The sequence below is a fragment of the Pseudomonas sp. B21-028 genome, from assembly GCF_024749045.1.
Lineage (GTDB): Bacteria > Pseudomonadota > Gammaproteobacteria > Pseudomonadales > Pseudomonadaceae > Aquipseudomonas.
On sequence record NZ_CP087184.1, the window covers coordinates 1,444,289 to 1,468,642 of the forward strand.

General features: G+C 61.0%; 23 protein-coding genes. 6 read left to right on the forward strand and 17 right to left on the reverse strand.

Annotation, left to right across the window (positions count from 1 at the left end; translation table 11 throughout):
* Positions 1–24: 24 nt before the first annotated feature.
* Entirely contained in the window at positions 25–672 is a 648-nt protein-coding gene (pdxH, locus tag LOY35_RS06525) for a pyridoxamine 5'-phosphate oxidase (RefSeq protein WP_258631539.1), read from the forward strand.
* On the opposite strand, the gene LOY35_RS06530 is transcribed toward pdxH, so the two are convergent.
* Positions 620–904: a hypothetical protein gene (locus tag LOY35_RS06530; RefSeq protein ID WP_258631541.1), complete on the reverse strand. Its 285-nt coding sequence runs from the start codon at positions 902–904 to the stop codon at positions 620–622. The two genes, pdxH and LOY35_RS06530, sit on opposite strands and share 53 nt — an antisense overlap.
* A 171-nt stretch (positions 905–1,075) precedes the next feature.
* On the opposite strand from LOY35_RS06530, the gene LOY35_RS06535 reads away from it, so the two are divergent.
* Positions 1,076–1,540 (forward strand): glycine zipper 2TM domain-containing protein, encoded by a 465-nt coding sequence (locus tag LOY35_RS06535; RefSeq protein ID WP_024776354.1) that lies wholly within the window; start codon positions 1,076–1,078, stop codon positions 1,538–1,540.
* A 257-nt stretch (positions 1,541–1,797) separates the two neighbouring features.
* Here the strand turns inward: LOY35_RS06535 and nhaA are convergent, their stop codons facing one another.
* The gene (gene nhaA / locus LOY35_RS06540; protein WP_258631543.1) at positions 1,798–2,985 is read right to left on the reverse strand and encodes a Na+/H+ antiporter NhaA; all 1,188 of its coding nucleotides are present in this window, start codon (positions 2,983–2,985) and stop codon (positions 1,798–1,800) included.
* 255 nt (positions 2,986–3,240) lie between these two features.
* On the opposite strand from nhaA, the gene LOY35_RS06545 reads away from it, so the two are divergent.
* The gene (locus tag LOY35_RS06545; RefSeq protein WP_258631546.1) at positions 3,241–4,335 is read left to right on the forward strand and encodes a PLP-dependent cysteine synthase family protein; all 1,095 of its coding nucleotides are present in this window, start codon (positions 3,241–3,243) and stop codon (positions 4,333–4,335) included.
* 172 nt (positions 4,336–4,507) lie between these two features.
* Here the strand turns inward: LOY35_RS06545 and LOY35_RS06550 are convergent, their stop codons facing one another.
* From LOY35_RS06550 to LOY35_RS06560, 3 genes are all read right to left on the reverse strand, one after another.
* Complete coding sequence (locus tag LOY35_RS06550) at positions 4,508–6,121, reverse strand: NAD(P)/FAD-dependent oxidoreductase (protein WP_258631548.1); 1,614 nt, start codon at positions 6,119–6,121, stop codon at positions 4,508–4,510.
* Positions 6,122–6,267: 146 nt separating this feature from the next.
* Positions 6,268–6,942, reverse strand: coding sequence for a COG3650 family protein (locus LOY35_RS06555; RefSeq protein WP_258633488.1), 675 nt, complete (start codon positions 6,940–6,942; stop codon positions 6,268–6,270).
* 79 nt (positions 6,943–7,021) lie between these two features.
* Positions 7,022–7,621, reverse strand: a complete 600-nt coding sequence (locus LOY35_RS06560) for a short chain dehydrogenase (RefSeq protein WP_258631550.1) — start codon at positions 7,619–7,621, stop codon at positions 7,022–7,024.
* Between the two features lie 104 nt (positions 7,622–7,725).
* Here LOY35_RS06560 and LOY35_RS06565 point away from each other — a divergent pair, with 104 nt between their 5' ends.
* Complete coding sequence (locus LOY35_RS06565; protein WP_258631552.1) at positions 7,726–8,640, forward strand: LysR family transcriptional regulator; 915 nt, start codon at positions 7,726–7,728, stop codon at positions 8,638–8,640.
* Between the two features lie 83 nt (positions 8,641–8,723).
* On the opposite strand, the gene LOY35_RS06570 is transcribed toward LOY35_RS06565, so the two are convergent.
* From LOY35_RS06570 to LOY35_RS06610, 9 genes are all read right to left on the reverse strand, one after another.
* Complete coding sequence (locus LOY35_RS06570; RefSeq protein ID WP_258631553.1) at positions 8,724–9,209, reverse strand: DoxX family protein; 486 nt, start codon at positions 9,207–9,209, stop codon at positions 8,724–8,726.
* A complete protein-coding gene (locus LOY35_RS06575) occupies positions 9,206–9,967 on the reverse strand; it encodes a DUF2063 domain-containing protein (RefSeq protein WP_258631555.1) in 762 nt (253 codons plus the stop codon). The genes LOY35_RS06570 and LOY35_RS06575 overlap by 4 nt, the downstream gene beginning before the upstream one ends.
* Entirely contained in the window at positions 9,964–10,851 is an 888-nt protein-coding gene (locus LOY35_RS06580) for a DUF692 domain-containing protein (RefSeq protein ID WP_258631556.1), read from the reverse strand. Before LOY35_RS06580 ends, LOY35_RS06575 begins: the two co-directional genes overlap by 4 nt.
* 25 nt (positions 10,852–10,876) lie before the next feature.
* Complete coding sequence (locus LOY35_RS06585; protein ID WP_024776364.1) at positions 10,877–11,182, reverse strand: DUF2282 domain-containing protein; 306 nt, start codon at positions 11,180–11,182, stop codon at positions 10,877–10,879.
* A 355-nt stretch (positions 11,183–11,537) separates the two neighbouring features.
* Positions 11,538–12,239, reverse strand: a complete 702-nt coding sequence (locus LOY35_RS06590) for an ABC transporter ATP-binding protein (RefSeq protein WP_258631557.1) — start codon at positions 12,237–12,239, stop codon at positions 11,538–11,540.
* On the reverse strand, positions 12,240–13,007 hold the full coding sequence (gene livG, locus LOY35_RS06595) for a high-affinity branched-chain amino acid ABC transporter ATP-binding protein LivG (protein WP_258631559.1): 768 nt from the start codon (positions 13,005–13,007) through the stop codon (positions 12,240–12,242).
* A complete protein-coding gene (locus LOY35_RS06600) occupies positions 13,004–14,257 on the reverse strand; it encodes a high-affinity branched-chain amino acid ABC transporter permease LivM (protein ID WP_258631562.1) in 1,254 nt (417 codons plus the stop codon). The genes livG and LOY35_RS06600 overlap by 4 nt, the downstream gene beginning before the upstream one ends.
* Positions 14,254–15,177 carry a high-affinity branched-chain amino acid ABC transporter permease LivH gene (gene livH / locus LOY35_RS06605; RefSeq protein WP_258631564.1) on the reverse strand — a complete coding sequence of 308 codons (924 nt, stop codon included), beginning with the start codon at positions 15,175–15,177 and terminating at the stop codon, positions 14,254–14,256. Before livH ends, LOY35_RS06600 begins: the two co-directional genes overlap by 4 nt.
* Before the next feature lie 274 nt (positions 15,178–15,451).
* Positions 15,452–16,579, reverse strand: a complete 1,128-nt coding sequence (locus LOY35_RS06610) for a branched-chain amino acid ABC transporter substrate-binding protein (protein WP_258631565.1) — start codon at positions 16,577–16,579, stop codon at positions 15,452–15,454.
* Between the two features lie 337 nt (positions 16,580–16,916).
* Here LOY35_RS06610 and LOY35_RS06615 point away from each other — a divergent pair, with 337 nt between their 5' ends.
* Complete coding sequence (locus tag LOY35_RS06615; protein ID WP_309475911.1) at positions 16,917–17,222, forward strand: DUF2288 domain-containing protein; 306 nt, start codon at positions 16,917–16,919, stop codon at positions 17,220–17,222.
* Positions 17,223–17,499: 277 nt separating this feature from the next.
* Here the strand turns inward: LOY35_RS06615 and LOY35_RS06620 are convergent, their stop codons facing one another.
* Positions 17,500–19,677: a hypothetical protein gene (locus LOY35_RS06620; RefSeq protein ID WP_258631568.1), complete on the reverse strand. Its 2,178-nt coding sequence runs from the start codon at positions 19,675–19,677 to the stop codon at positions 17,500–17,502.
* A 283-nt stretch (positions 19,678–19,960) separates the two neighbouring features.
* Here LOY35_RS06620 and LOY35_RS06625 point away from each other — a divergent pair, with 283 nt between their 5' ends.
* Entirely contained in the window at positions 19,961–21,310 is a 1,350-nt protein-coding gene (locus LOY35_RS06625; RefSeq protein WP_258631569.1) for an MFS transporter, read from the forward strand.
* 221 nt (positions 21,311–21,531) lie between these two features.
* On the opposite strand, the gene LOY35_RS06630 is transcribed toward LOY35_RS06625, so the two are convergent.
* Positions 21,532–23,067 carry an MDR family MFS transporter gene (locus LOY35_RS06630; protein WP_408981182.1) on the reverse strand — a complete coding sequence of 512 codons (1,536 nt, stop codon included), beginning with the start codon at positions 23,065–23,067 and terminating at the stop codon, positions 21,532–21,534.
* A gap of 52 nt (positions 23,068–23,119) precedes the next feature.
* Positions 23,120–24,310, reverse strand: coding sequence for a 4-hydroxybenzoate 3-monooxygenase (pobA, locus tag LOY35_RS06635; RefSeq protein WP_258631573.1), 1,191 nt, complete (start codon positions 24,308–24,310; stop codon positions 23,120–23,122).
* Positions 24,311–24,354 lie beyond the last annotated feature (44 nt).

Below are 24,354 nucleotides of genomic sequence, written 5' to 3' on the forward strand. Positions count from 1 at the left end.
TAGGTGAACCACAAGGAGTGCGCCATGACCCAAACGCTGGCTGATATGCGCCGCGACTACACCCGCGATGGCCTGACCGAGACGCAAGCCCCGGCCGAGCCCTTTGCGCTGTTCCACCAATGGTTCGCCGAAGCGGTGAAAACCGAACAGGCCCCGGTGGAGGCCAACGCCATGACCCTGGCCACGGTGGACGCCGATGGCCGTCCGCACTGCCGGATCCTGTTGCTCAAGGGGTTGGATACCCAGGGCTTCACGTTCTTCACCAACTACGACAGCGCCAAGGGCCAGCAACTGGCCGCGAATCCGTTCGCTGCCATGACGTTCTTCTGGCCGACCCTGGAGCGTCAGGTGCGCATCGAGGGCAAGGTGGTGAAGGTCACGGCGCAAGAGTCCGACGCCTATTACCAGGTTCGCCCCCTGGGCAGTCGTCTCGGCGCCTGGGCCTCGCCCCAGAGCCGGGTAATTGCCGGTCGTGGCGAGCTGGAAGATTTGCTCAAGGCCACCGAACAACGCTTCAGTGATAGCCAGCCCCACTGTCCGGAACATTGGGGAGGTTATCGCTTACTGCCCGAGCGCATCGAATTCTGGCAGGGGCGCCCGAGCCGCCTGCATGACCGCCTCAATTACCGTCTGCAAGGGACGGACTGGACTCGCGAGCGTCTGGCGCCTTAGCAACGGCATAACCTGTCGCAGCGGCTTGAAGCCATTGCGGCAGGTCCCGTCGCTTGATCCCTTGTTCTCGGGAGCGGGCTAGCTGTTGCAGCATGTAGGTTTTCTTCTGCTCATCCTGCCCCGCCAATGACAGCGCCAGATCGCGGTCCATCCAGCGTTTGATCCGCACGTACAACCACCAGTGGAAGTACAGACCGGCGACGGTGGTCGCGACGATGATGAAATAATCCATGCAAAATCCTTGGTCTGATGACGCAGGTTTCGGAAATTGACGCTACTGTTGGGTGAATTTTTCGGGTGTGTCTGTATCCCACCTGAATGAAAACAATTTTATCCCGGCCAAGCCGTGACAGGCGTCAAGCTGCGGAGTTTAATAGTTCCCTGTCTTTTGGAGTTTGATGCTATGCGTAAGTCTGTTTTGCTGGTTGCTTCCTTTTCCACGATGGCGATGTTGCTCACTGGCTGTCAGTCGAGCCTGACCGGTGACTCTTACTCCCGTGACGAAGCGCGTCGCGTGCAGACCATTCGCATGGGGACCATCGAATCCCTGCGTCCGGTCAAGATCGAAGGCACCAAGACCCCAATCGGCGGTGCCGCCGGTGCGGTGGTGGGCGGCGTCGGTGGCAGCGCCATCGGTGGCGGCCGTGGCAGTATCGTTGCTGCCGTGATCGGTGCCGTGGCTGGCGGCCTGATCGGCTCCGCGACTGAAGAAGGCCTGACCCGTACCCAAGGCGTGGAAATCACCGTTCGCGAAGACGACGGCAGCATGCGCGCCTACGTGCAACAGGTTCAGGAAAACGAAGTGTTCCGCGTGGGTGAGCGGGTTCGTATTTCCACTGTGGGTGGGACGAGTCGCGTATCGCACTAAGCTGGATCGGGTAAGCGTTTCTCTGGTTTTAACGCCTGCTCAAGAAAACGGCGCTTCGTCCATTGGAGGAAGCGCCGTTTTTTTTGAGCGTACGCGTTCCCCTGTGGGAGCGAGCCTGCTCGCGATAGCGGTGGGTCAGCTTGAATAAATGCTGGATGTGCCGACGCTACCGCGAGCAGGCTCGCTCCCACAGGGAGATAGCGTTTGCTTCAAGAAGAAGGGATCGCTATACAGCGATCCCTTCTAGCGCGGGCGTATCAGGAGGACAACGCGGAAGGCTTGCGACTGGCCGCCGCTGCTACTGTGTAGCCTAGCAGTGCCGCGAGGATCGACCCCGTGAGTATGCCCATCCGGTCCATGCCGGCATACTCGCTGGCGCCGGGTTCGAAAGCCAGGGAGCCGACGAACAGGCTCATGGTGAAACCGATCCCGCACAGGATCGCCACCCCCAGTATCTGACCCCAATTGGCGCCGCTGGGCAGATTGGCGATGCCGATTTTCACGGCCAGCCAGGTCAGGCCGAATACGCCGACGGTCTTGCCCAGCAACAGGCCGACCGCGATGCCCATTGGCACGTGGTGGGTGAAGCTCTCAACGGTGACACCGCTCAGGGACAAGCCGGCATTGGCGAAGGCGAACAGCGGCAGGATGCCGTAGGCCACCCAGGGGTGCAGGGCATGCTCCAGGGTCAACAGCGGCGAGGTTTCGGCGTTTTTCGTGCGCAACGGAATGCAGAACGCCAACGTGACCCCGGCCAGGGTCGCATGGACTCCACTCTTGAGCACGCAGACCCAGAGAATCAGGCCAACGATCAGGTAGGGGCCGAGCCTGACCACGCCCATCCGGTTCATCGCCACCAGTAGGGCGATGCATCCGGCCGCCAGCATCAGCGACAAGGTCGACAGGGCGCCGGAATAGAAAATGGCGATGATGATAATGGCACCCAGGTCGTCGATGATCGCCAGGGTCATCAGGAACAGCTTGAGTGAAACCGGCACTCGCTTGCCCAGCAAGGCCAGCACCCCAAGGGCGAAGGCGATGTCGGTGGCCGTGGGGATGGCCCAACCCGAAAGGGCCGCTGGATTGTCACGGTTGAGATACCAGTAGATCAGCGCAGGCACCACCATGCCGCCAATCGCCGCCGCCCCCGGCAGGACAATTTGCGAAGGCTTCGACAATTGCCCATCGAGCACTTCCCGTTTGACCTCCAGGCCGATGAGCAGGAAGAACATCGCCATCAGGCCATCGTTGATCCACAGCAGCAGTGGCTTGGCGATTTTCAAGGCGCCGACCTGGACCACCACGGGGGTATCCAGCAAGCCGCCATACAGCCAGGATAGGGGCGAATTGTTGATGATCAGGGCCAGCACCGCGGCGGCAATCAGCAACAGGCCGCTGGCAGCTTCCAGCTGAAAAAAACGGGTCAGGGAGTTACGTAGAGGCAAGATCGCTCTCCATTCGTCAATCAAAGTGCCCACACCCTAACCCGTACTGTTAGTTGTTAAAACAGAAGTTATATTCTTTTTTGTTATATGTCGTTACAAGGCCGGTGTGGCGGTCGGGCAGTTGCAGGGCATATTGGACCTTAGCTGTACCTGTGCGTGATGTCGGTTTTTTCCTAAGCTTATGACTGGTTTTCCCATATCCAGTCCTGACCGCCAGGCTTTCCCCGCGTCGAACCTATTCCTGCGAGAAAACACATGAACGACCACCGTCAGTGGGCACGCGAAGCGATTCGCATCATTGAAGCCGATTTCCAGCGCAGCGCCGACACGCATCTGATTCCGCTGCCACTGCCGGGTTTTCCGGGCATCGAGTTGTACTTCAAGGATGAATCCAGCCATCCCACCGGCAGCCTCAAGCACCGACTGGCTCGTTCGCTGTTTCTCTATGCACTGTGTAATGGCTGGCTCAAGCCCGGCGCCCCGGTGATTGAGGCTTCCAGTGGCTCGACGGCCATTTCCGAGGCCTATTTCGCCAGGTTGCTGGGCCTGCCGTTCATAGCCGTCATGCCGGCGACGACGTCCCGGGAAAAAATTGCACAGATCGCTTTCTATGGTGGCCAGAGCCATCTGGTGAACGATCCTACGCAGATCTATGCCGAGTCCGAGCGGCTTGCCCGTGAGCATGACGGGCACTTCATCGACCAGTTCACCTACGCCGAACGCGCCACGGACTGGCGGGCCAATAACAACATTGCCGAGTCGATCTTCCAGCAGATGCGTTTCGAGCAGCACCCGGAGCCGAGCTGGCTGATCTCCAGTCCTGGCACCGGAGGAACCACCGCGACCCTGGGTCGCTATGTTCGTTATCGGCAGCACGGTACCCGCGTACTGTGTGCCGACGCCGAGCGTTCGGTGTTCTTCGACTACTACCGCAGCGGCGATGCCAGCCTGCGCCTGGAGTGCGGCTCGCGGATCGAAGGGATCGGCCGGCCACGGGTGGAAGCGTCATTCCTGCCCAAAGTCATTGATGCAATGGTCAAGGTACCCGATGCCTTATCGCTGGCGGCGATGCACTACCTGGCCCAGCACTTGGGACGACGGGTCGGTGGGTCCAGCGGCACCAACCTGATCGGCGCGCTGATCGCCGCGAAGCGGATGGTGGAAGCCGGAGAGTCGGGGTCGATCGTGGCGATCCTGTGCGACGGCGGCGAGCGTTATGCGACGACGTATTACGACCCGGCGTGGCTCAAGGCCCAGGGGTATGAGTTGGATGGGTTGATGGACGCGGTAGCGGCGAGTGCGGAGCGCGGCGAGGCGTTGCCGGAGACGGTGCTGCGGGCCAATATCTGAAACCTTCCAGACACTGGAAATCCCTGTGGGAGCGAGCCTCTGTGGGAGCAAGGCTTGCCCGCGACAATATCGCCTCGGTAGCAGGATAAACCGAGGCGTAGGCATCGCGGGCAAGCCTTGCTCCCACAGGGCTCGCTCCCACAGGGGATGGCGGTGCACACCTGAAACGGGATCAGCCTTCCAGACCGAGGATATCCCGTGCCACCGCTTCGGCAATGCGGATCCCGTCCACGCCCGCCGACAGGATCCCGCCCGCGTAGCCGGCGCCTTCACCTGCCGGGAACAGGCCCTTCACGTTCAGGCTCTGCAGCGACTCGTTGCGAGTGATGCGCAGCGGCGATGAGGTGCGGGTTTCGATCCCGGTCAACACGGCGTCGTGCAGCGAGTAGCCGCGAATCTGTTTCTCGAAGGCCGGCAGGGCCTCGCGGATGGCTTCGATGGCGAAGTCCGGCAGGGCCAGCGCCAGGTCGCCCAGCGCAACCCCGGGTTTGTAGGACGGCTCGACGCTGCCCAGTGCCGTGGACGGTTTGCCGGCGATGAAATCCCCCACCAGTTGCGCCGGGGCTTCGTAGTTGCTGCCGCCGAGCACGAAAGCGTGGGACTCCAGGCGTTCTTGCAACTCGATCCCGGCCAGTGGGCCGCCCGGGTAGTCCACTTCCGGGGTGATACCCACGACGATGCCGGAGTTGGCGTTGCGTTCGTTGCGCGAATACTGGCTCATGCCGTTGGTCACGACGCGGTTCGGCTCGGAAGTCGCCGCTACCACGGTGCCGCCCGGGCACATGCAGAAGCTGTACACCGAACGGCCGTTCTTGGCGTGGTGCACCAGTTTGTAGTCGGCGGCGCCGAGTTTCGGGTGGCCGGCGTATTTGCCCAGGCGTGCGCTGTCGATCAGCGATTGCGGGTGTTCGATACGGAAACCCACCGAGAATGGCTTGGCTTCCATGTACACGCCACGGCTGTGGAGCATGCGGAAGGTATCCCGGGCGCTGTGGCCCAGGGCCAGGATCACATGCCTGGAATGAATGCGCTCACCGCTGGCCAGTTCGACACCGACCAACTGGCCGTCCTCGATCAGCACATCCGTGACCCGCTGCTGGAAGCGTACTTCGCCGCCGAGGGCGCGAATCTGCTCGCGCATGGTTTCCACCACGCCCGTCAGGCGGAAGGTGCCGATGTGCGGCTTGCTGACATAGAGGATTTCTTCCGGGGCACCGGCCTTGACGAATTCGTGCAGTACTTTGCGACCGAGGAACTTCGGATCCTTGATCTGGCTGTAGAGCTTGCCGTCGGAAAACGTTCCCGCGCCGCCTTCGCCGAATTGCACGTTGGATTCGGGGTTGAGCACACTTTTGCGCCACAGGCCCCAGGTGTCCTTGGTGCGCTGGCGTACTTCCGGGCCGCGTTCGAGAATGATCGGCTTGAAGCCCATCTGCGCCAGCAACAAAGCGGCGAAGATGCCGCACGGGCCGAAACCGACCACGATCGGCCGCTCGCCCAGGTCTGCCGGTGCCTGGCCGACCATCTTGTAGCTGACATCCGGCGCTTCGTTGACGTTACGGTCGTCGGCGAACTTGCGCAGCAGGCCGGCTTCATCGCGTACCGTCAGGTCGAGGGTGTAGATGAAGCACAGTTCGGAAGACTTTTTCCGCGCGTCGTAGCTGCGCTTGAACAAGGTGAAGTCGAGCAGGTCATCGCTGGGGATGCCCAGGCGCTGCAGGATGGCAGGGCGCAGGTCTTCTTCGGGATGGTCGATCGGCAGCTTGAGTTCGGTGATTCGTAACATGACGGGATCCGGTTCGCGGGGCGCACAACTGCGCCAGGGCGTTCTTCAAACCGGCGATTATAAGCTGCAATCCCCGGAACCCATACCGTGGTGTTCAACTTAAGGAAGTAAATGAACCTGTGGCGAGGGCAGGTTTTAAATGAGCATCAGTCGTTACGCGCACCGCCAAAGTAGGCGCAGCCACGCTGGACCACGCCGTTGACCCGCAACTCGGCACTCATGTGCCGGACGCTGCCGCTGGTGCTGTCGATGCAACGCTGGGGGGCGACCCACAGCTCGACTTTCTGGCCATTCGCTTCGGTACTCAGGTCGAAACGGCCATCCCCCAGTTGCTCTTCAACGTAAGGCACCGCCAGCGCGGGCTGGCCGTCACGTTCCAGCACAAGGCCCTTGCCGCTGGCCTTGAGGCTCCACTCCGGACCGTGGCCGGTGGCGTGCAGCACCAGCCGTTTGAAATCGCCATCGTCGCAGGCCGTGCCCGAGCGTTCCAGGCGATACAACTGCTCCAGGTCCAATTGGCTGTCGGCGCCCGCCGTGGCGCTGGAGACGATATGGCCGCGTACGTCGGCGAACAGCTTGCCGCGCTCATCGGCCAGGCCGGCGGCTTGTTGCAGCACGCTGGTGCCGCCGCTGTCATTGACGATGTAGCGGCGTTGTTCCTGGCACGGCTGGAACACCAGCTTGCCGTCGGCCGCCGTGAGTTCGCCTTGCATGCGCGTCTGGCCGGCGTGGGATGCGCTCTGGCGCGGGGCGTCGAGCAATTGGCAGCCGGCGAACAGGGGAAGGAGGGCAATACACAACAGGGAACGGGCGGCACGCATCATTGGGTCTCCAGACAGGTGCCGCCACGTTACTCAGACTGATCCCGCATCACAAGCAGGAGCGTAGGCAAGGTGCTATTCAACCTACGTGAAAGGTCTGACCAGTTTGTAGGCCTTCGACACTCTTGGCGTAGGCTAACGCCACATAGGCGGCCGCAACCGGTTCGTAGCCGCGGAAGTAAGGGGCGTATTTGTCCATGGACTCCAGCAGCACGTTCGGGCTCACCGAGTTGACTCGCAGGCCCCGTGGCAACTCGATGGCCGCGGCTCGTACGAAGCTGTCCAAGGCGCCGTTGACCAGCGCCGCCGAAGCGCCGCTTTTGATCGGGTCGTGGCTCAGCACACCGCTGGTGAAGGTGAAGGAGGCGCCGTCGTTGGCGAATTCCCGACCGATCAGCAGCAGGTTCACCTGGCCCATCAGCTTGTCCTTCAAGCCGAGGGTGAAACTTTCCTCGGTCATGTCACCCAGCGGTGCGAACGTGACGCTGCCGGCGGCGCAGATCAGCGCATCGAAGCGCCCGGTTCTTTCGAACAGGGCGCGGATCGAGGCGCTGTCGCTGATGTCGACGTGCAATTCTCCGCTGTTGCGGCCAATTCGAATGATTTCGTGGCGTGGCGCCAGTTCGTTGGCAATGGCCGAACCAATGGTGCCGTTGGCGCCGATCAACAGGATTTTCATGGACTGTTCCTCAGTGGGTTGAACGAGGTTGCAGTTTAGAGTGGTTTTTTCCATTGATAAGCGTGCTAATAGGCAACCTTTGGTTTTCAATTGGAAACAATCCAATGAGCGAGATGGATGACCTGGCGGCGTTCGCCGTGTTGATCGATGCCGGCAGCTTTACCCTGGCGGCCCAGCAATTGGGATGCAGCAAGGGCCAGTTGTCCAAGCGCATCAGCCTGCTGGAAAGCCGCTTTTCGGTGGTGTTGCTGCAGCGCACCACCCGGCGCCTGAGTCTCACGGCGGCCGGGGCGGCCTTGCTACCCCAGGCCCAAGCGTTGTTGGTTCAAGTGGAAAGGGCGCGTCAGGCCCTGGCCCGATTGAAAGACGATATTTCCGGGCCGGTGCGCATGACGGTTCCGGTGTCGTTGGGCGAAACCTTCTTTGAGGGATTGCTGCTGGAATTTGCCCGCACGTATCCCGACGTGCAGATCGAACTGGAACTCAACAACGGCTATCGCGACCTGACCCGGGACGGTTTCGACCTGGCGATCCGCTCCGACGCCGCCATCGATGAGCGACTGGTCGCCCGTCCGTTGCTGGCGTGGCACGAGATGACCTGCGCCAGCCCGGCCTATCTCGATCAGTATGGCGAACCACAAACGCCTCAGGCGCTGGCTGAGCATCGCTGCCTGCTCAACAGCCACTACAGCGGTCGGGAAGAGTGGCTGTACCACCAGCAACACGAACTGCTGCGGGTCCGGGTATCGGGACCGTTTGCCAGCAATCACTACAGCTTGCTGAAAAAAGCCGCCTTGGCGGGTGCCGGAATCGCCCGGCTGCCGTCCTACCTGCTGAATGAAGAATTGGTTGATGGGCGCTTGTGCTGGCTCCTACGGGATTTTCAGACCCGTCGCATGCCGATGTACCTGGTGCACCCCTATCAGGGCGGCTTGCCCAAGCGCACCCAGGTGCTGGCCGATTACCTGATTGCCTGGTTCAAGCGCAGTGGTGAGGCGCTGGACCGGCTCCAGCAATAATGAGGCATCACGCCAGCCTTTGTGGGAGCGAGCCTGCTCGCGATAGCGGAGGGTCAGTCAACCATTGTGTAAAGCTGGCATTGCTATCGCGAGCGGGCTCGCTCCCACACGGCAATCCGGTGGTCGACGGACAGCACGCCGGGGCCGCGAGCCATCAGGTAAAGCAACACCGCTGCCCAGGTGCCGTGGGTCGGATAGGCATCGGGATAGACGAACAGCTGAATGGTCAGGGTCATGCCCAGCAGCGCCAGTGCCGAAAACCGCGTGGCAAACCCCAGCAGAATCAGGATCGGAAAGAAGTGCTCGGCGAACGCGGCGAGGTGTGCGGCGATGTCCGGAGACAGCAGCGGGATGGCGTATTCACTCTTGAATAACGGGATGGTTGAGTCGGCCAGGTGCGGCCATCCGAGCTGGAAGGTGCCGTCGATCAGGTCGATGGCCAAGCCTTCGACCTTGGTTTGCCCGGATTTCCAGAACACCGCCGCGATGGAAAACCGCGCAATGAATGCGATCAGGCTGTGGGGGATTTTCTCCAGCAGGGTAATGACGCGGGTGACGGGGCTGTTCATGGCGATACCTTGTCGTGATGCAGGCGGGTAATGGCGCCGTGACTGATCAGCAGTGCCAGGGTTTGTGCAACGTCGAACGTGGGAGCACCGGCCAGGGCCTGCCCGAGCGGTTGGCCGTTGTGCAAGTTGCGGATAAAGCTGAAGGCACCAGGGTCGAGGGCAAACACTTCAACCTCGAGTCCATTGCGCAGGACCAATGCGCATTGCCCCTGGTTCGGGTCGATCTCGGCGAGCGTCATATCTGTCTGATGGGCGACCCAGATCGCGACGATCGCGAACGCTGAATCGAGCAGGCGCACGGACAGATGAAAGGTGACGCACAGACCGTCCAGGGATTGTGGATCGGCCATAGCCGCGGCGATCTGCTCATGGCCCAAGGAGTGAGCGTCAGCGGCGTGATAGGCGACGGTGCGCAACCTTTCCAGCCGGGCAACATCTGCCAGGTATGGCAGGGAAAACGCCGGTTCGAAGCTTTCAATAAAGTCGGCCAGATCCGCGCCATAGCCACTCATCACCGGGCTGTGGGGCGCTGAGGTTTGCACATGAGCGGCCGCCATGGCGCGGAAGAATTCATCGCCGACCAACTGCCGGACCACCGGGTAGGCGTCCGCCAATGCGTTGATCAGCGAACCCTGGACGTTGTTGCGATACACGGCGAAACGGCTCGCCGGGTCCGCACCGTTGGCGCAGCACAAGCCATCCGGACACGGTTGCCGGATGTCGAGCAGGGCTGCGGTGAACGCGGCTTGGCTGCTCATGTCGGCCTCCTCGCTGACTGCAACAGCGCGTCGGCCTGATGGGCTTCGGCCAACAGGACGCCGAAGGCGGGTACCTGGTTATCCCGCTCGATCAGGGTGGCCACCGGACCGACCCGCTCCAGCGCCTGTCGGTACAGAGTCCAGACCGCCAGATCGATGGGCGCGCCATGATCATCGATCAGCAAACGGTCGCCCAGGTTGTCGGAGTCTTCGGCAAACCCGGCCAGATGAATCTCGCCGACGGCCTGCAGCGGCAGGGCATCGAGGTAGGCCAGTGGATCGCGTTGATGATTGATGCAGGAAACGTAGAGATTGTTGACGTCCAGCAACAGTCCGCAGCCAGTACGGCGAATGACTTCGCTGATGAAGTCCGCCTCGTCGAGGGTCGAGCGCTGGAACGCCAGGTAGGTGGCAGGGTTTTCCAGCAGCATCGGGCGCTTGAGGGTGTCCTGCACTTGTCCGATATGGGCGCAGACGCGGTTCAAGGTCGGTGCGTCGTAAGCCAGGGGCAGCAGGTCGTTGAGGAACACCTGGCCATGGCTCGACCAGGCCAGGTGTTCGGAAAAGGCTTGGGGCTGATAGCGGTCGATCAGTTCGGCGAGGCGCTGCAGGTGTGTCGCATCCAGCTTGCCCTCGCTACCGATGGACAGGCCGACGCCGTGCAGCGACAGCGGATACAGCTCGCGGATCAATCCTAGGAGATGGTGGAACGGACCACCGTCCACCATGTAGTTTTCGGCGTGGACTTCAAAGAAACCGATGTCCGGCCTTGAACCGAGCACTTGCTCGAAGTGCCCGGCCTTGAGCCCCAGCCCGGCACGGGTCGGGAGCTCGACGTTGGCTGCTTGAGTGCCGGTAGAAGCAAATGCGTAAGACGTGGTCATGGTCGACACTCAGGCGGGCGGTGGATCAGGACTTGGCTTTGTAGGCTTCGAGCTGACCGAAACCGGTGGGCGAGGTCTTGCTCATGGTGGTCATGCAAGTGCCTTTCGGGACGAGCTTCCAGGCGTTGCTTTGGTAGTCCATCTTGGCGGTACCGGCGCAGGTGGTACCGGCGCCGGCGGCGCAATTGTTTTGCCCTTTCATGGCCACGCCGAAGCATTTTTCCATATTGTCGTCAGCGGCGTGGACGGTCGATACGGCGGCGATGCTCAACGCGGAGCCGAGGGCCAGGACCAGGGCGGAGGCGGACAGGGTACGGGTGGTAGCGGACATGATGCTTCTCCAGTTCTTCTTGGGAAATGAACCGGCTTCAGCGCCGGTCTGCTGAACTAGAGAGGGGAGGTGGGGAAGTGTTACAGCGAGTTTCGAATTATTTTTTATCACCGTGAAATTGTGTGCTGAAAGGGATTAAAAGAGGCATCTCCATCCTTTGTGGCGAGGGGATTCATCCCCGCTGGGCTGCAAAGCAGCCCCAAACCAGGCAACTCGGTGAGTCAGGCAGATTGAGGCTGCTGTGATGGGGGCTGCTTGGCAGCCCAGCGGGGATGAATCCCCTCGCCACAAAGGTGTTCACTTCTAGCGGGTGCAAAAAAAACGGCCCGAAGGCCGTTTTTGTTATTGCAACCGCTCAACCACCCAGGTACGCCTCGCGCACCTTCGGATCGGTCAGCAGCGCTTCACCGGTGCCCTGCATCACCACGCGACCGTTCTCCAGCACATACGCCCGGTCGGCGATTTTCAGGGCCTGGTTGGCGTTCTGCTCCACCAGGAACACTGTCACGCCATCCTTGCGCAGCTGTTCGATGATGTCGAAGATCTGCTGAATGATGATCGGTGCCAGGCCCAGGGAGGGCTCGTCGAGCAGCAGCAGCTTGGGCTTGCTCATCAGCGCGCGGCCGATGGCGAGCATTTGCTGTTCACCACCGGACATGGTGCCGCCGCGCTGAGTAAAGCGTTCTTTCAGGCGTGGGAAAAGGTGCAGGACCTTGTCCATCTGTTCCTGAAAATCGCCCTTGTCGGTGAAGAATCCGCCCATGGCGAGGTTCTCTTCCACGGTCAGCCGGGCAAACACCCGACGGCCTTCCGGCACCACCGCAATGCTCTTGCGCATGATCTCTGACGAGTCCTGGCCCACCAGTTCCTCACCCATGTAGCGGATGCTGCCGCTGTGGGCCTGGGGCGAACCGCAGAGGGTCATCAGCAGGGTGGACTTGCCAGCACCGTTGGCGCCGATCAGCGTCACGATTTCGCCCTGGCGCACGTCCACGTTGACGCTGTGCAGGGCCTGGATCTTGCCGTAGAAGGTGGAAACGTTTTCGAACTGCAGCATTTACGCTTCCCCCAGGTAGGCTTTGATCACTTCAGGATTGTCCCGGATCTGTTCCGGCGTGCCGTTGGCCAGGGGAGTGCCCTGGTTGATCACCACGATGTGGTCGGAAATGCTCATGACCAGTTTCATGTCGTGCTCGATCAGCAGCACCGTGACGTTGTGCTCCTCACGCAGCACGCCGATCAGGGCTTTCAGGTCTTCGGTTTCCCTCGGGTTCAGGCCGGCGGCCGGTTCGTCGAGCATGAGGATCCGCGGACGGGTCATCATGCAGCGGGCGATTTCCAGGCGCCGCTGTTGACCGTAGGCCAGGGTGCCGGCGGTACGGTTGGCGAACTCCGTGAGATTGACCTTTTCCAGCCAGTACTCGGCGTACTCCATCGCTTCGCGTTCGCTCTTGCGGAACGACGGGGTCTTGAACAGACCAGCGAAGAAGTTGGTGTTCAGGTGACGATGCTGGGCGATCAAGAGGTTCTCGATGGCCGTCATGTCCTTGAACAACCGCACGTTCTGGAAGGTGCGCACCACGCCCTTGAGGGCGATCTTGTGCCCCGGCAGGCCCTGGATCGGCTCGCCGTCCAGCAGGATGCTGCCGCCAGTTGGCTGGTAGAAGCCGGTCAGGCAGTTGAACACCGTGGTCTTGCCCGCGCCGTTCGGCCCGATCAAGGCAACCACCTGTTTCTCTTTCACGGTCAGGGCCACGCCATTGACCGCCAGCAGGCCGCCGAAGCGCATGCTTAGGTTTTCAACCTTGAGGATCTCGCGGCTCATTTGCGCAGCTCCATGTGGGGGCGTTGCATAGGCAGCAGACCTTGAGGACGCCAGATCATCATCAGCACCATCAAGGCGCCGAACATCAACATGCGGTATTCGCTGAACTCACGCATCATTTCGGGTAGCAGGATCATCACGATGGCGGCCAGGATCACACCCAGCTGCGAGCCCATCCCGCCCAGCACCACGATGGCGAGGATGATCGCCGACTCGATGAAGGTGAAGGATTCCGGCGTCACCAGGCCCTGGCGGGCAGCGAAGAAGCTGCCGGCGAAACCGGCGAAAGCGGCACCCAGGGTGAAGGCCGACAGCTTGATCACGGTCGGGTTGAGACCCAGGGCACGGCAGGCGATTTCGTCTTCGCGCAGCGCTTCCCACGCACGGCCGATGGGCATGCGCAGCAGGCGGTTGATGACGAACAGCGCGGCCAGGGCCAGCAACAGTGCAACCAGGTAGAGGAACACCACTTTGCTCACCGGGTTGTAGGTCAGCCCGAAGAACTCGTGGAAGGTCTGCATGCCCTCGGCCGCATTGCGGTCGAAACTCAATCCGAAGAAGGTCGGCTTGGGAATGTTGCTGATGCCGTTGGGGCCGCCGGTGAGGTCGGTGAGGTTACGCAGGAACAAGCGGATGATCTCACCGAAGCCCAAGGTCACGATGGCCAGGTAGTCGCCCCGCAGGCGCAGCACCGGGAAGCCCAGCAGGAAGCCGAACGTGGCCGCCATCATCCCGGCGATCGGCAGGCAGATCCAGAAGCTCAGGCCCAAGTAGTGGGAGAGCAGCGCGTAGCTGTAGGCGCCCACCGCGTAGAATCCCACATAACCCAGGTCAAGCAGCCCGGCCAGGCCGACCACGATGTTCAGGCCCAGGCCCAGCAACACGTAGATCAGGATCAGGGTGGCGATATCCACTGCCCCTCGGGAGCCGAAGAACGGCCAGATCAGGGCAACCACGATCAGGCCGATGATGATCCGGCGCTGGGTGCGTGGCAGGGTCAGGAACTGGCTGACCTTGGGCGAAACCAGCGGGCCATGGCTGGAGCGCAGCACGGCGTTGACCTGTTGGCTGAACAGCACCCGCAGGAACATCAGCACCGAGCACAAGGCAATGACGCTCAGCGTCAGCGGGCCGGTACCGTGCACTTCAAGGTTGACGCCGACAATGCTCAGCTTGAGGCCGAGCACCGGAAAGGCTACGGCCCAGACCAGCAGGGCGCTGAACAGCGCCTGTTTAAGATATTTGCTCATACTTTCTCAACCTCCGGGCGGCCCAGGATGCCGGTCGGCCGGAACAACAGAACCAGGACCAGGAGACCGAACGCAACCACGTCCTTGTACTGGTCTCCGAAGATATCGGCGCCGAATGCTTCGGCCACCCCCAGCACCAGCCCGCCGAGCATCGCCCCCGGAATACTGCCGATGCCACCCAGTACCGCCGCGGTAAAGGCCTTCAGGCCTACCAGGAAACCGGCGTTCGGGTTGATCACGCCGTACTGCATGCTCAGCAGCACGGCAGCGACGGCCGCCAGCGCGGCACCGATGACGAAGGTCAGGGCGATGATGTTGTTGGTGTTGATGCCCAGCAGGTTGGCCATCTTGATGTCCTCGGCACAGGCGCGACAGGCGCGGCCCAGGCGGGAACGGGAGATGAACAGGGTCAGGCCGAGCATGGCGATCAGGGTCACGACGAAGACCACGATCTGCATGTAGGAAATCAGGACTTCTTCAGCACCGCCCGGGCCGAAGGAGAAACTCCCCGGGATCAGGTTGGGAATGGACTTGTCCTTGGAGTCCTGGGACAGCAATACGGTGTTTTGCAGGAACAACGACATGCCGATGGCGGAAATCAGCGGAATCAGACGGTTGCTGCCACGCAAGGGCTGGTAGGCAACACGCTCGATACTGTAGCCATAGGCACTGGTCACGACGATCGACGCTATGAACGCGGCGGTCATCAACAGCGGCAGTGAGTGGATACCCAGCATGGCCAGCCCGGCAAGGGCAATGAACGCCACGTAGGAACCGATCATGTAGACCTCGCCATGGGCGAAGTTAATCATTCCAATGATGCCGTAAACCATTGTGTAGCCAATGGCTATCAAGGCATAGGTGCTGCCAATGGTCAGGCCATTAACCAGCTGTTGGAAAAAGTGATAGATCTCAGGCATTACAGCGCTCCTAAAAACCCGATACGCATTTCACTGGTGGAGTCATGTTCCGGCCTTGTGCTGTGTTCTGTGAGCACATTTGCACAAAGCGTTTGCCAGCGAACCGCTGGTGACGGTTTTAAGATTTTCAGGTGAACCAGCGCCCGGATCGCGGGTGCCTGGCCCATAAACCTCGTAAAACAAAGCCCACTGCTTGCACAGTGGGCTCGTTGACCGTGAGTGTCCTGTCTCACAAAAAAAGAACGTATGTGTGAGACAGGACACTAGGCCTGGCTTACTGAGGGGAAACTTCGGTTTTCGGTTTGCCGAAGTGCCACTGGTAGACCACGAATTTGAAGTCCTTCAGGTCGCCTTTCTCGTTGAACGACAGTTCGCCGGTCGGGGTCTTGAAGGTGCCTTTGTGGATGGCTTCGGAAACCTTGGCGGTGTCTTCGCTCTTGGCGGCCTTGATACCTTCGGCGATCAGCTCGACGGCGGAGTAGGCCGGGAACACGAACGGGCCGCTTGGATCCTTGCCGTCGGCCTTGATGGCCGCAACGATTGCCTGGTTCTCGGGATCGGCGTCGAAGGATTTCGGCAGGGTCACCAGCAGGCCTTCGGAAGCGCCCTGGGCAATTTGCGAGATGGAGTCGTTGCCGACGCCTTCAGGCCCCATGAACTTGGCGTTCAGGCCTTTTTCCTTGGATTGACGCAGGATCAGGCCCAGCTCTGGGTGGTAGCCGCCGTAGTAAACGAAGTCGACGTTGTTCTGCTTGAGCTTCTGGATGATCGAGGAGAAGTCCTTGTCACCGGCGTTCAGGCCTTCGAATACGGCGACTTTCACGCCTTTCTTCTCGAGGGTCTGCTTGACGGCGCTGGCGATGCCTTCACCGTATTGCTGTTTGTCGTGCAGGACCGCAACGACTTTCGGCTTGACGTGGTCGGCGATGTAGTTGCCGGCGGCAGGGCCTTGGGCGCTGTCCAGGCCGATGGTGCGGAAGACCAGCTTGTAGCCACGGGCGGTGATTTCCGGGCTGGTGGCTGCTGGGGTGATCATGATCACGCCTTCGTCTTCGTAGATGTCCGAAGCCGGTTGGGTGGAGCTGGAGCACAGGTGGCCGACGACGAACTTGACGCCATCGTTGACCACTTTGTTCGCCACGGCTACGGCCTGTTTAGGGTCGCAGGCATCATCGTATTCCATGGCTTCGAGCATCTTGCCGTCGACGCCGCCCTTGGCATTGATGTCCTTGATGGCTTGTTTCGCGCCAACGAATTGCATATCGCCGTACTGGGTCACCGGACCGGTTTTCGGACCGGCGATGCCGATCTTGATGGTGTCGGCGGCGAACGAATGGCTGGCAACCCCGGCCAGAACCATAGCGGCAAACAGTTTGGAAATCTGCTTAGTAGCCTTAGTCATAGTGCTCCACTCATGCTGTTGTAGTTTTTATAGTCCTGGCGCCGTAGCAGCAGAACCGGGTCAGATATCTTGGATATCCCCTCGGAAAATGCCCCCGGCAACTGTACCGGTACAGTGTAGAGCGCCGGTTGTTGGCAAGGGAAGCTGGCGCTTGGGGGCAAATTCAGGGGGTGTCGCCTTATTGAAAGAAAAAGACAGAATAGCGGCGGTAGTGCCGGGTCAAACCGACACCCCCGTGGCTTTACTGCGTTTTTCAATCGTACTCCAATTGCTACCGGGTTTTTCTGCCAGACCACCGACGTTATCATTCGCGCCGATTTCTTTTCCGGACAGTCCCATGAATCAAGAACCTAGCACCCTCTATGCCAAACTGCTTGGAGAAACTGCATCCATTACCTGGAAAGAACTGGAGCCGTTCTTTGCCAAGGGTGCCCTGTTATGGGTCGAACCTGCACTGGATTTGATCGCTGCCGCCGAGGCTGTCGCTCAGGACGAAGGCGATAAAGTCGCCGCCTGGCTGGCCGCCGGGCAGCTCGCCAAGCTGTCTGAAACGCGGGCGCTGGATTTTCTGGAGCGCGATCCAGTGCTGTGGGCGGTGGTGGTTTCGCCCTGGATAATGATCCAGGAAAGGGCGTCGAATTGATCAATGCACCAAATTGGTTCGTGGTTGAATCGAATAAAAGTGTGTAGCTGAGTAGCGTGATGGCACCCTGCCGTGGTGAAACGCCACAGGGCAGGGTGACGTATACGTAACGGGAACAGTTCATGGGGCAGCCTTCGGGCTGCTTAATTGTTTCTGGATGTTGTTTCCGGTAGTCCTACAGGCCGCTATCGCGAGCAGGCTCGCTCCCACATTGGATTGCGGTTTCCTGTGGGAGCGAGCCTGCTCGCGATAGCGGCGCCGCGGTCCTAAGCCGACCTCAATAAGTCCTGCCAGTATGGTTATTAAGCGAAATAACCTTGGTCTTGCCAATGCGATGACGGTAGATCTCGCGCAGGTACTTGATGGCTTTCTTCACGCAATCACGGGACAGGCGGATGTCGTTGATCGAGACGAATTTGTCCTTGTCGCTGATCAGCTCGCGGTATTTCTTTTCGTACATCGGCTTGATCGCGTACCAGTTGGTGTCGAGGATTTTCGCCGGGTTCTCGAATTCGTTGAGCAGTTCGTCTATCCGTTCCTCATCGAAGTCTTCATTGATGATGAAGTCCAGGATCGAGTTGTCCAGGGTGTCGTCGAAGCGGTACGGGTTGCGGGCGAAGCAGCGTTTGATGAAGGCCACGATCAGGGTCAGGAAATCATCCGACAGGCATGGGCTCTTGGCGATCAGGGTGGTCAGCGACAGGTTGGCCGAGGCGCCGATCACCAGGGCATAACGCTTGAGCGTGGTGTTGGGGAACAGGCTGTTGAGGTGGGTCTTGAGCCGGTTCAGGTCCATGTAAGACAGCTTGTAGTCCTTGGGCAGCGAAACGATGGACACCACCGAGGAGCAGTTCTTGAAGAAGTGCAGGTCATGCAGCGCGGCGGCGTCGTAGCCGGAATTCTTGTACTGCTCCAGCGAGGCCCGGTAGCGCTTGGATTCGATCGGCAACAGGCTGATGCCTTCGATGGCCTGGGTCACTTTATTGAAGTGCGGCAGGTCGATGGAGCGGAAGAACAGGTCGTCGATGTTCAGGCGTGGCGGTTCTTTGTCGAACACCTTGAACTTGTCGCCGCTCGGCGCCGGGGTTTCCGGGACGACGGATTCGGCATAGGCAATCGCCACGGGACCGGCCAGGCTCATGAACAGGTCGTTGGCGTCCAGGCGGATGGTTTCACCGATGTCGATGCCGGCGCGACGGAAATAGTTCTGGTCGTAGTCGGTGGTGACCGCCTGGGCCGTCAGGATGTTGAAGATCTGTTGGGAGATGTACTGGTTGGCGTGCTTCTCCATGGCGTTGACGTCGATGTTCTGGATGTTGCCGTCATCGTTCTCTTCGGCGTAGCGCATGATGTCGTTGGAGATCAGCATCATTGCGTTCCAGGGGCGGATACGGCCCATGACGCTGGCTTCGCTGCTGTCTTCATTGGCGAAGTTGTACGAGAAGTCCCATTCTTCCGACAGGTACTTGCACAGCAGGCGTCCGGCGTTGATGTGCAGGGCTTCGGACATTTCGCTGCGGTGATCGGAAATGTTCGGCAGTACGCAGATGCCGCTGGTGAAGATCGGTTCGAAGACGAAAGAGTGGCCACTCTTGCCGTCGTGCTCGTCCATCGGCTTGGTGTCGAACGTCTTGTTCATGTACGAATGCTGCTGGGCCAGGCCGAACTCCGAGGCCATGCCCGAACCGGTACCGCCGCCGGCGCTGAAGATCGAGAAGTACAGGCGCGACTGGTTGGCCTTGATGCCGCAGCTGTCGATCAGGTACGAGTGGATCATCTTCCAGTCGGGGCTGGAGAAGCGCTGGGTATCCTTGTTCAGGATGATCTTGGCCAGGTACTGGCCCAGGATCGGCGCGTTACCGGCGCCACCGGCATGGACTTCCGACAGGTCCATGATTTTCATCTTGCTGTAGTCGCGCAGGAAGCCGGTCTTTTCGCCCTTGCGTGAGAAGCGGATGCGTCCGGCGATGTCCTTGTCCAGGTCGCCGAGCATCACCAGCGGCTCCACCAGGAACACCGGTTTGCTCGCCTTGCCGGTGCCCAGGCGCAGGTTGTTGCGGATCCACTGCGCGGGACGGTAGCCCTTGTCGCTGTAGGCCTTGTCTTCGTTGTTGAATTCGTTGAGGTAGAACTTGCGGGCGTTGTAGACCAGCTCGGCCACGTCCAGGGCGATGTTGGAGCCGCAACGCCCCAGGCCGATCAGGCACACCGACGGGAATTCCTGCTGGTCGCGTTCGCTCTCGTCGTCCACCAGATGGGGAGGACGGGGAAATACGATGTCGCGCAAGCCATCGAGGTTGTCGAGGATGCGGTCGGTGTTGGTCTCGGTGAAATACAGATACTGCTGCGTCTCCAGGGGACGCGAGCTGGTCGATGACTTCGGGGTCTCAGGGCCGTTGGCGGCCGGGCCCAGGGTCAGATCGGATACCGCAGTGGCTGTTTTTTTTGAGGTCATTGTGCGCCGTAGCCTGAACTGGTGGGTTGGACGACCGCTGTCATCGAACCATCGCGGATGAAAGAAGCTTCATGATGAATCGGCCACCGGGACATGATCTTTAATCAAGAGCCGGCAAAATGATGGCAATTGTTACAGTTTGTTGATCGGCATCAATAAACGGCTCGTGCCCCATGGTCGGGTATCAGCGCTGCGAATGATTGGAGACAGCCCCCGCGCTGCTGTCTAGATTGCAGATTCCGGGCTCGGATGCCTCGCCCATAACAATAAAGAGACGGAATCAATGCAGAACTCGACCCAAGCGGCGAATGCCTGGCGCATTCTGTTCCTGTTGTTTCTGGCCAACCTGTTCAATTTTTTCGATCGCACCATTCCGGCGATCATCATCGAGCCGATCCGCATGGAATGGAGCCTCAGCGACTTCCAGATCGGCATCATCGGCACTGCGTTCACCATCGTGTACGCCATTGCCGGCCTGCCGCTGGGGCGCATGGCCGATACCGGTTCGCGCAGCAAGTTGATGGGCTGGGGGCTGGCGGCCTGGAGCGGGCTGACGGCCGTCAATGGCCTGGTGGGCAGTTTCTGGGCGTTCCTGTTGGTGCGCATGGGCATCGGCATTGGCGAGGCCAGTTATGCGCCGGCTGCCAACTCGCTGATCGGTGACCTGTTCCCGGCCCACCGTCGGGCGCGGGCCATGGGGATCTTCATGCTGGGCCTGCCGATCGGATTGCTGTTGGCGTTCTTTACCATCGGGGCGATGGTCAAGGCCTTCGACAGCTGGCGCGCGCCGTTCTTTATTGCGGCGGTGCCGGGGCTGGTGCTGGCGGTCTTCATGTTCTTTATCAAGGAGCCCAAGCGCGGTGCTGCGGAAACCGTGCCGGTGTCTCAGGAGAAAATCGACCGGCCGATCCGTCGGGTGCTGGCGATTCCCACTTTTCTGTGGCTGGTGCTGGCGGGGTTGTGTTTCAACTTCGCCACCTATGCCTGCAACTCGTTCCTGGTGCCGATGTTGCAGCGTTACTTCCTGATGCCCCTGCACGAAGCCGCCGTGGCCACCGGGATCATGGTGGGCGTGACCGGGTTGTTCGGGCTGACCCTGGGCGGCTGGATCGCCGACAAGATTCATCAGCGCGTTGCCAATGGCCGGTTGCTGTTCGCTGGGTTCAGTCTGATCATTTCCACACTGACCACGGCTTGGGCATTGCATGCCGGACGGATTGAAATCGGCGTGTTCGTTGCGGTGTTCAGCGTCGGTTGGCTGTTTGCCTATACCTTCTATACCTGCGTGTACACGGCGATCCAGGACGTCGTGGAGCCGCGCCTGCGGGCGACGGCGATGGCGTTGTTCTTTGCCGGGCTGTACCTGCTCGGCGGCGGCCTGGGGCCGGTGGTGGTCGGCGGTCTGTCGGACTACTTCGCCCGCACGGCCATGGCCGCTGCCGGTGTCCCGCAGATGACCGAGGCGTTCAAGGCCATCGGTTTGCACGACGCGATGTACCTGATTCCGGTGGCGCTGTTCCTGACCATGGTGTTCCTGTTCCTGGCATCGCGCTGTTTCGCCCGCGATGCCAGGCGGATGAAGGAGGGGATGAGTGCGCAGGTGGAGCCGGGGATTGTGGTGGCGACGGCTTGAGGTAGGACAATGTGAGGCTTTTGTGGCGAGGGGATTTATCCCCGCTGGGGTGCGAAGCGCCCCCAAGTCTGTCTGCCACTATGTGATATCAAATAGACCTCAAGGGGGCTGCTGCGCAGCCCAGCGGGGCGGTGCGACGTTTCGCTAAATCCCCTCGCCACAGGTTTTGTATTTCAACTCTCGGTTTTGTATTTCATTCAGAGTTTTGTGTTTCAAGGCAACTACCGAACCTGTTCCTCCCGCCCACGCAACAGTCTATTCGGCATCGCCACTGCTGCCGCCAACCCCAGCAGCGATACCGCCGCGCTGATCAGCAGCAGATGCCGGAACGTGATCTGCAACTCCTGACGCAGTGCGTTCCGTGCTTCGCCCGGGGCGGCATTCAGGCCGTCCAGCAGGATGTTGCCGGAATGGCCTTCGCCAATCAGCGACGAGCCGGCGAGTTGGGCGAAACCTGAGTCCTGCAGCAAGGCCAGCAGCAACGCCGACATCAGCGCCACGCCCACCGCGCCGCCCAGGGAGCGGAACAGGTTGGTGGTGCTGGTGGCGACGCCGATATCCCGTTGTAGCACCGAGTTTTGCGAACCCACCAGTGAGGTGGGGAACTGCATGCCGGAGGCGATGCCGCCGAGCAGCATGAACAGGCTACTGAGCCAGAACGCGTCGGGCGCCGTGCAAGCCATGCCGAGGATGGCGAAGGGGAAGAGCAGGGCGCCGCTGAGGATCATCGGTTTGTAGCGGCCCGTGATCGAGGTGCGACGTCCGGCGAAATACGCGCCGATCGGCAAGCCCATCGCCAGCGGCAGCAGGTGCAAGGCCGCGCTGTCGGCGCCGGCACCGGTCACGCTCTGGAAGCGCAACGGCACCAGCACCGTCAGGGAAATCGCCTGGAAACTGGTGAAAAATACCGTGCACCAACACAACACCGCGCTGCGGTTGACGAACAGGTGCATCGGCAGCAAGGGCTCCCGGGCGCGGCGTTCGTGCCAGACGAACACGCCCAGTGTCACCACCGCGCACCCCAGCAGGCCCAGTACGCCACGGCTGTGCCAGGCCTGTCCCTGGCCGACCTGGGTGATGCCCAGCAGCAAGGCGCTCAGGCCGATGATCAGCAACACGGTGCCCAGGTAGTCGATGATCGGCGTGCGTTGCGGCACCGACAGCCCGACGAGGGTGCGGCGGGCCACCAGCCAGGCCCCCAGGCCCAGCGGCAGGTTGATCCAGAACACCCAGCGCCACGACAGGTACTCGGTCATGTAGCCGCCCAGCACCGGCCCGGCCACGCTGGCCACCGCGTACATGCTGCTGAAGTAGCCCTGATAGCGGCCACGCTCGCGGGGCGGCACGATGTCGCCGATGATCGCCTGGCTCACGGAGATCATCCCGCCGGCGCCGATGCCCTGGATGATCCGCGCCAGCACCAGCTGTTCCATGCTTTGCGCCAGGCCACAGAACAGCGAGGCGAGGGTGAACAGCCCCATGCCGAACAGCATCAGCGGCCGGCGACCATAGAGATCGCCCAGCTTGCCGTAGATCGGCACCGCCACGGTCATGGCGACCATGTAGCCGGAAATGACCCAGGCCAACAGGCTGAGGTCCTTGAACTGGGCGGAGATGGCTGGCATCGAAACAGCGACGATGGTCTGGTCCAGCGCACCGAGGAAAATCGCCAGCATCAGGGCCACCAGTACGCTGCGGATGGCGGGCTGCTGGACGTTGAGGGTATTGAGCTGAGTCACGGTAGAACCTGCGGGCATCACGCCAGAGCGGCGAGTGGGGACGGAGCCCGCAGTGTAAGTCGGTAGTCGGCTATTCGATAGCCTCGTAAGGAAGTCCGACATAGTTTTCCGCAATGGTTTTTCGTCCGGCTTCGGAGTCGACGAAATATTCCAGCTCGGCTTCGCTGATGCGCTGGTTGAAGGCGTCGTCGTCGAAGCGGTGCAGCATCGATGTCATCCACCAGGAGAAGCGCTCGGCTTTCCAGACGCGCCGCAGGCAAATGGCCGAGTACTGTTGCAGCAGGTCCACCCGGCCTTCGCGATAGACCTTGAGCAGGATGTCGAACAGCGTGCTGACATCACTGGCCGCCAGGTTCAAGCCCTTGGCGCCGGTCGGCGGAACGATGTGGGCGGCATCGCCCACCAGGAACATGCGCCCGTACTGCATCGGTTCGACCACGAAGCTGCGCAGCGGCGCGATGCTCTTCTCGATGGACGGACCAGTCACCAGGGCCTCGGCCAGGTCGGCGGGCAGGCGGGTCTTGAGTTCGGTCCAGAAGCGCTCGTCCGGCCAGTCGGCGACCTGTTCTTCGGCGGGCACTTGCAGGTAGTAACGGGTACGGGTCTTGGAGCGCATGCTGCACAAGGCAAATCCGCGCTCGTGGCGGGCGTAGACCAGTTCCTCGTTGACCGGCGGGGTGTCCGCCAGGATGCCGAGCCAGCCGAAGGGGTAGACCCGCTCGAAGACGTTGAGCTTTTCCGCCGGAATGGATTGCCGCGCCACGCCATGGAAACCGTCGCACCCGGCGATGTAATCGCACTCCAGGCGCCAGATTTCATCCTGGTGCTCGAACGTCACGAAAGGCCGGTCGGTCTGCATGTCGTGGGGCTGGGCCTTGTCGACTTGGTAAAGCGTCCGGGCACCGGCCTTTTCGCGGGCGGCCATCAGGTCGCGGGTCACTTCGGTCTGACCGTAGACCATTACGTTTTTACCGCCGGTCAACCCTTTGAGGTCGATGTGCACCCGCCGTCCATTGAGGACCAGTTCGAAGCCGTCGTGCTCCAGTCCCTCGGCATCCATGCGCTGGCCGACGCCGGCCCGCCGCAGCAGTTCGGCCATGCCTTGCTCCAGCACACCGGCGCGGATGCGACTCAGGACATAATCCGGGGCCTGGCGTTCGAGGATCAAGGTGTCAATTCCGGCATTGTGCAACAACTGGCCGAGCAGCAGTCCAGAGGGGCCTGCACCGATAATGGCGACTTGGGTCTTGAGGGTTTTCATTGTTGTTATGACTCGCACGGAGCACGCGACCAGGGCCGGTGTGG

Bases quoted from the DNA above. Each gene is read 5' to 3' on its own strand.
- pdxH (WP_258631539.1), top strand. From the start codon at position 25: ATGACCCAAACGCTGGCTGATATGCGCCGCGACTACACCCGCGATGGC.
- LOY35_RS06530 (WP_258631541.1), bottom strand. From the start codon at position 904: ATGGATTATTTCATCATCGTCGCGACCACCGTCGCCGGTCTGTACTTC.
- LOY35_RS06535 (WP_024776354.1), top strand. From the start codon at position 1,076: ATGCGTAAGTCTGTTTTGCTGGTTGCTTCCTTTTCCACGATGGCGATG.
- LOY35_RS06545 (WP_258631546.1), top strand. From the start codon at position 3,241: ATGAACGACCACCGTCAGTGGGCACGCGAAGCGATTCGCATCATTGAA.
- LOY35_RS06550 (WP_258631548.1), bottom strand. From the start codon at position 6,121: ATGTTACGAATCACCGAACTCAAGCTGCCGATCGACCATCCCGAAGAA.
- LOY35_RS06555 (WP_258633488.1), bottom strand. From the start codon at position 6,942: ATGCGTGCCGCCCGTTCCCTGTTGTGTATTGCCCTCCTTCCCCTGTTC.
- LOY35_RS06560 (WP_258631550.1), bottom strand. From the start codon at position 7,621: ATGAAAATCCTGTTGATCGGCGCCAACGGCACCATTGGTTCGGCCATT.
- LOY35_RS06565 (WP_258631552.1), top strand. From the start codon at position 7,726: ATGAGCGAGATGGATGACCTGGCGGCGTTCGCCGTGTTGATCGATGCC.
- LOY35_RS06570 (WP_258631553.1), bottom strand. From the start codon at position 9,209: ATGAACAGCCCCGTCACCCGCGTCATTACCCTGCTGGAGAAAATCCCC.
- LOY35_RS06575 (WP_258631555.1), bottom strand. From the start codon at position 9,967: ATGAGCAGCCAAGCCGCGTTCACCGCAGCCCTGCTCGACATCCGGCAA.
- LOY35_RS06580 (WP_258631556.1), bottom strand. From the start codon at position 10,851: ATGACCACGTCTTACGCATTTGCTTCTACCGGCACTCAAGCAGCCAAC.
- LOY35_RS06585 (WP_024776364.1), bottom strand. From the start codon at position 11,182: ATGTCCGCTACCACCCGTACCCTGTCCGCCTCCGCCCTGGTCCTGGCC.
- LOY35_RS06590 (WP_258631557.1), bottom strand. From the start codon at position 12,239: ATGCTGCAGTTCGAAAACGTTTCCACCTTCTACGGCAAGATCCAGGCC.
- livG (WP_258631559.1), bottom strand. From the start codon at position 13,007: ATGAGCCGCGAGATCCTCAAGGTTGAAAACCTAAGCATGCGCTTCGGC.
- LOY35_RS06600 (WP_258631562.1), bottom strand. From the start codon at position 14,257: ATGAGCAAATATCTTAAACAGGCGCTGTTCAGCGCCCTGCTGGTCTGG.
- livH (WP_258631564.1), bottom strand. From the start codon at position 15,177: ATGCCTGAGATCTATCACTTTTTCCAACAGCTGGTTAATGGCCTGACC.
- LOY35_RS06610 (WP_258631565.1), bottom strand. From the start codon at position 16,579: ATGACTAAGGCTACTAAGCAGATTTCCAAACTGTTTGCCGCTATGGTT.
- LOY35_RS06615 (WP_309475911.1), top strand. From the start codon at position 16,917: ATGAATCAAGAACCTAGCACCCTCTATGCCAAACTGCTTGGAGAAACT.
- LOY35_RS06620 (WP_258631568.1), bottom strand. From the start codon at position 19,677: ATGACCTCAAAAAAAACAGCCACTGCGGTATCCGATCTGACCCTGGGC.
- LOY35_RS06625 (WP_258631569.1), top strand. From the start codon at position 19,961: ATGCAGAACTCGACCCAAGCGGCGAATGCCTGGCGCATTCTGTTCCTG.
- LOY35_RS06630 (WP_408981182.1), bottom strand. From the start codon at position 23,067: ATGCCCGCAGGTTCTACCGTGACTCAGCTCAATACCCTCAACGTCCAG.
- pobA (WP_258631573.1), bottom strand. From the start codon at position 24,310: ATGAAAACCCTCAAGACCCAAGTCGCCATTATCGGTGCAGGCCCCTCT.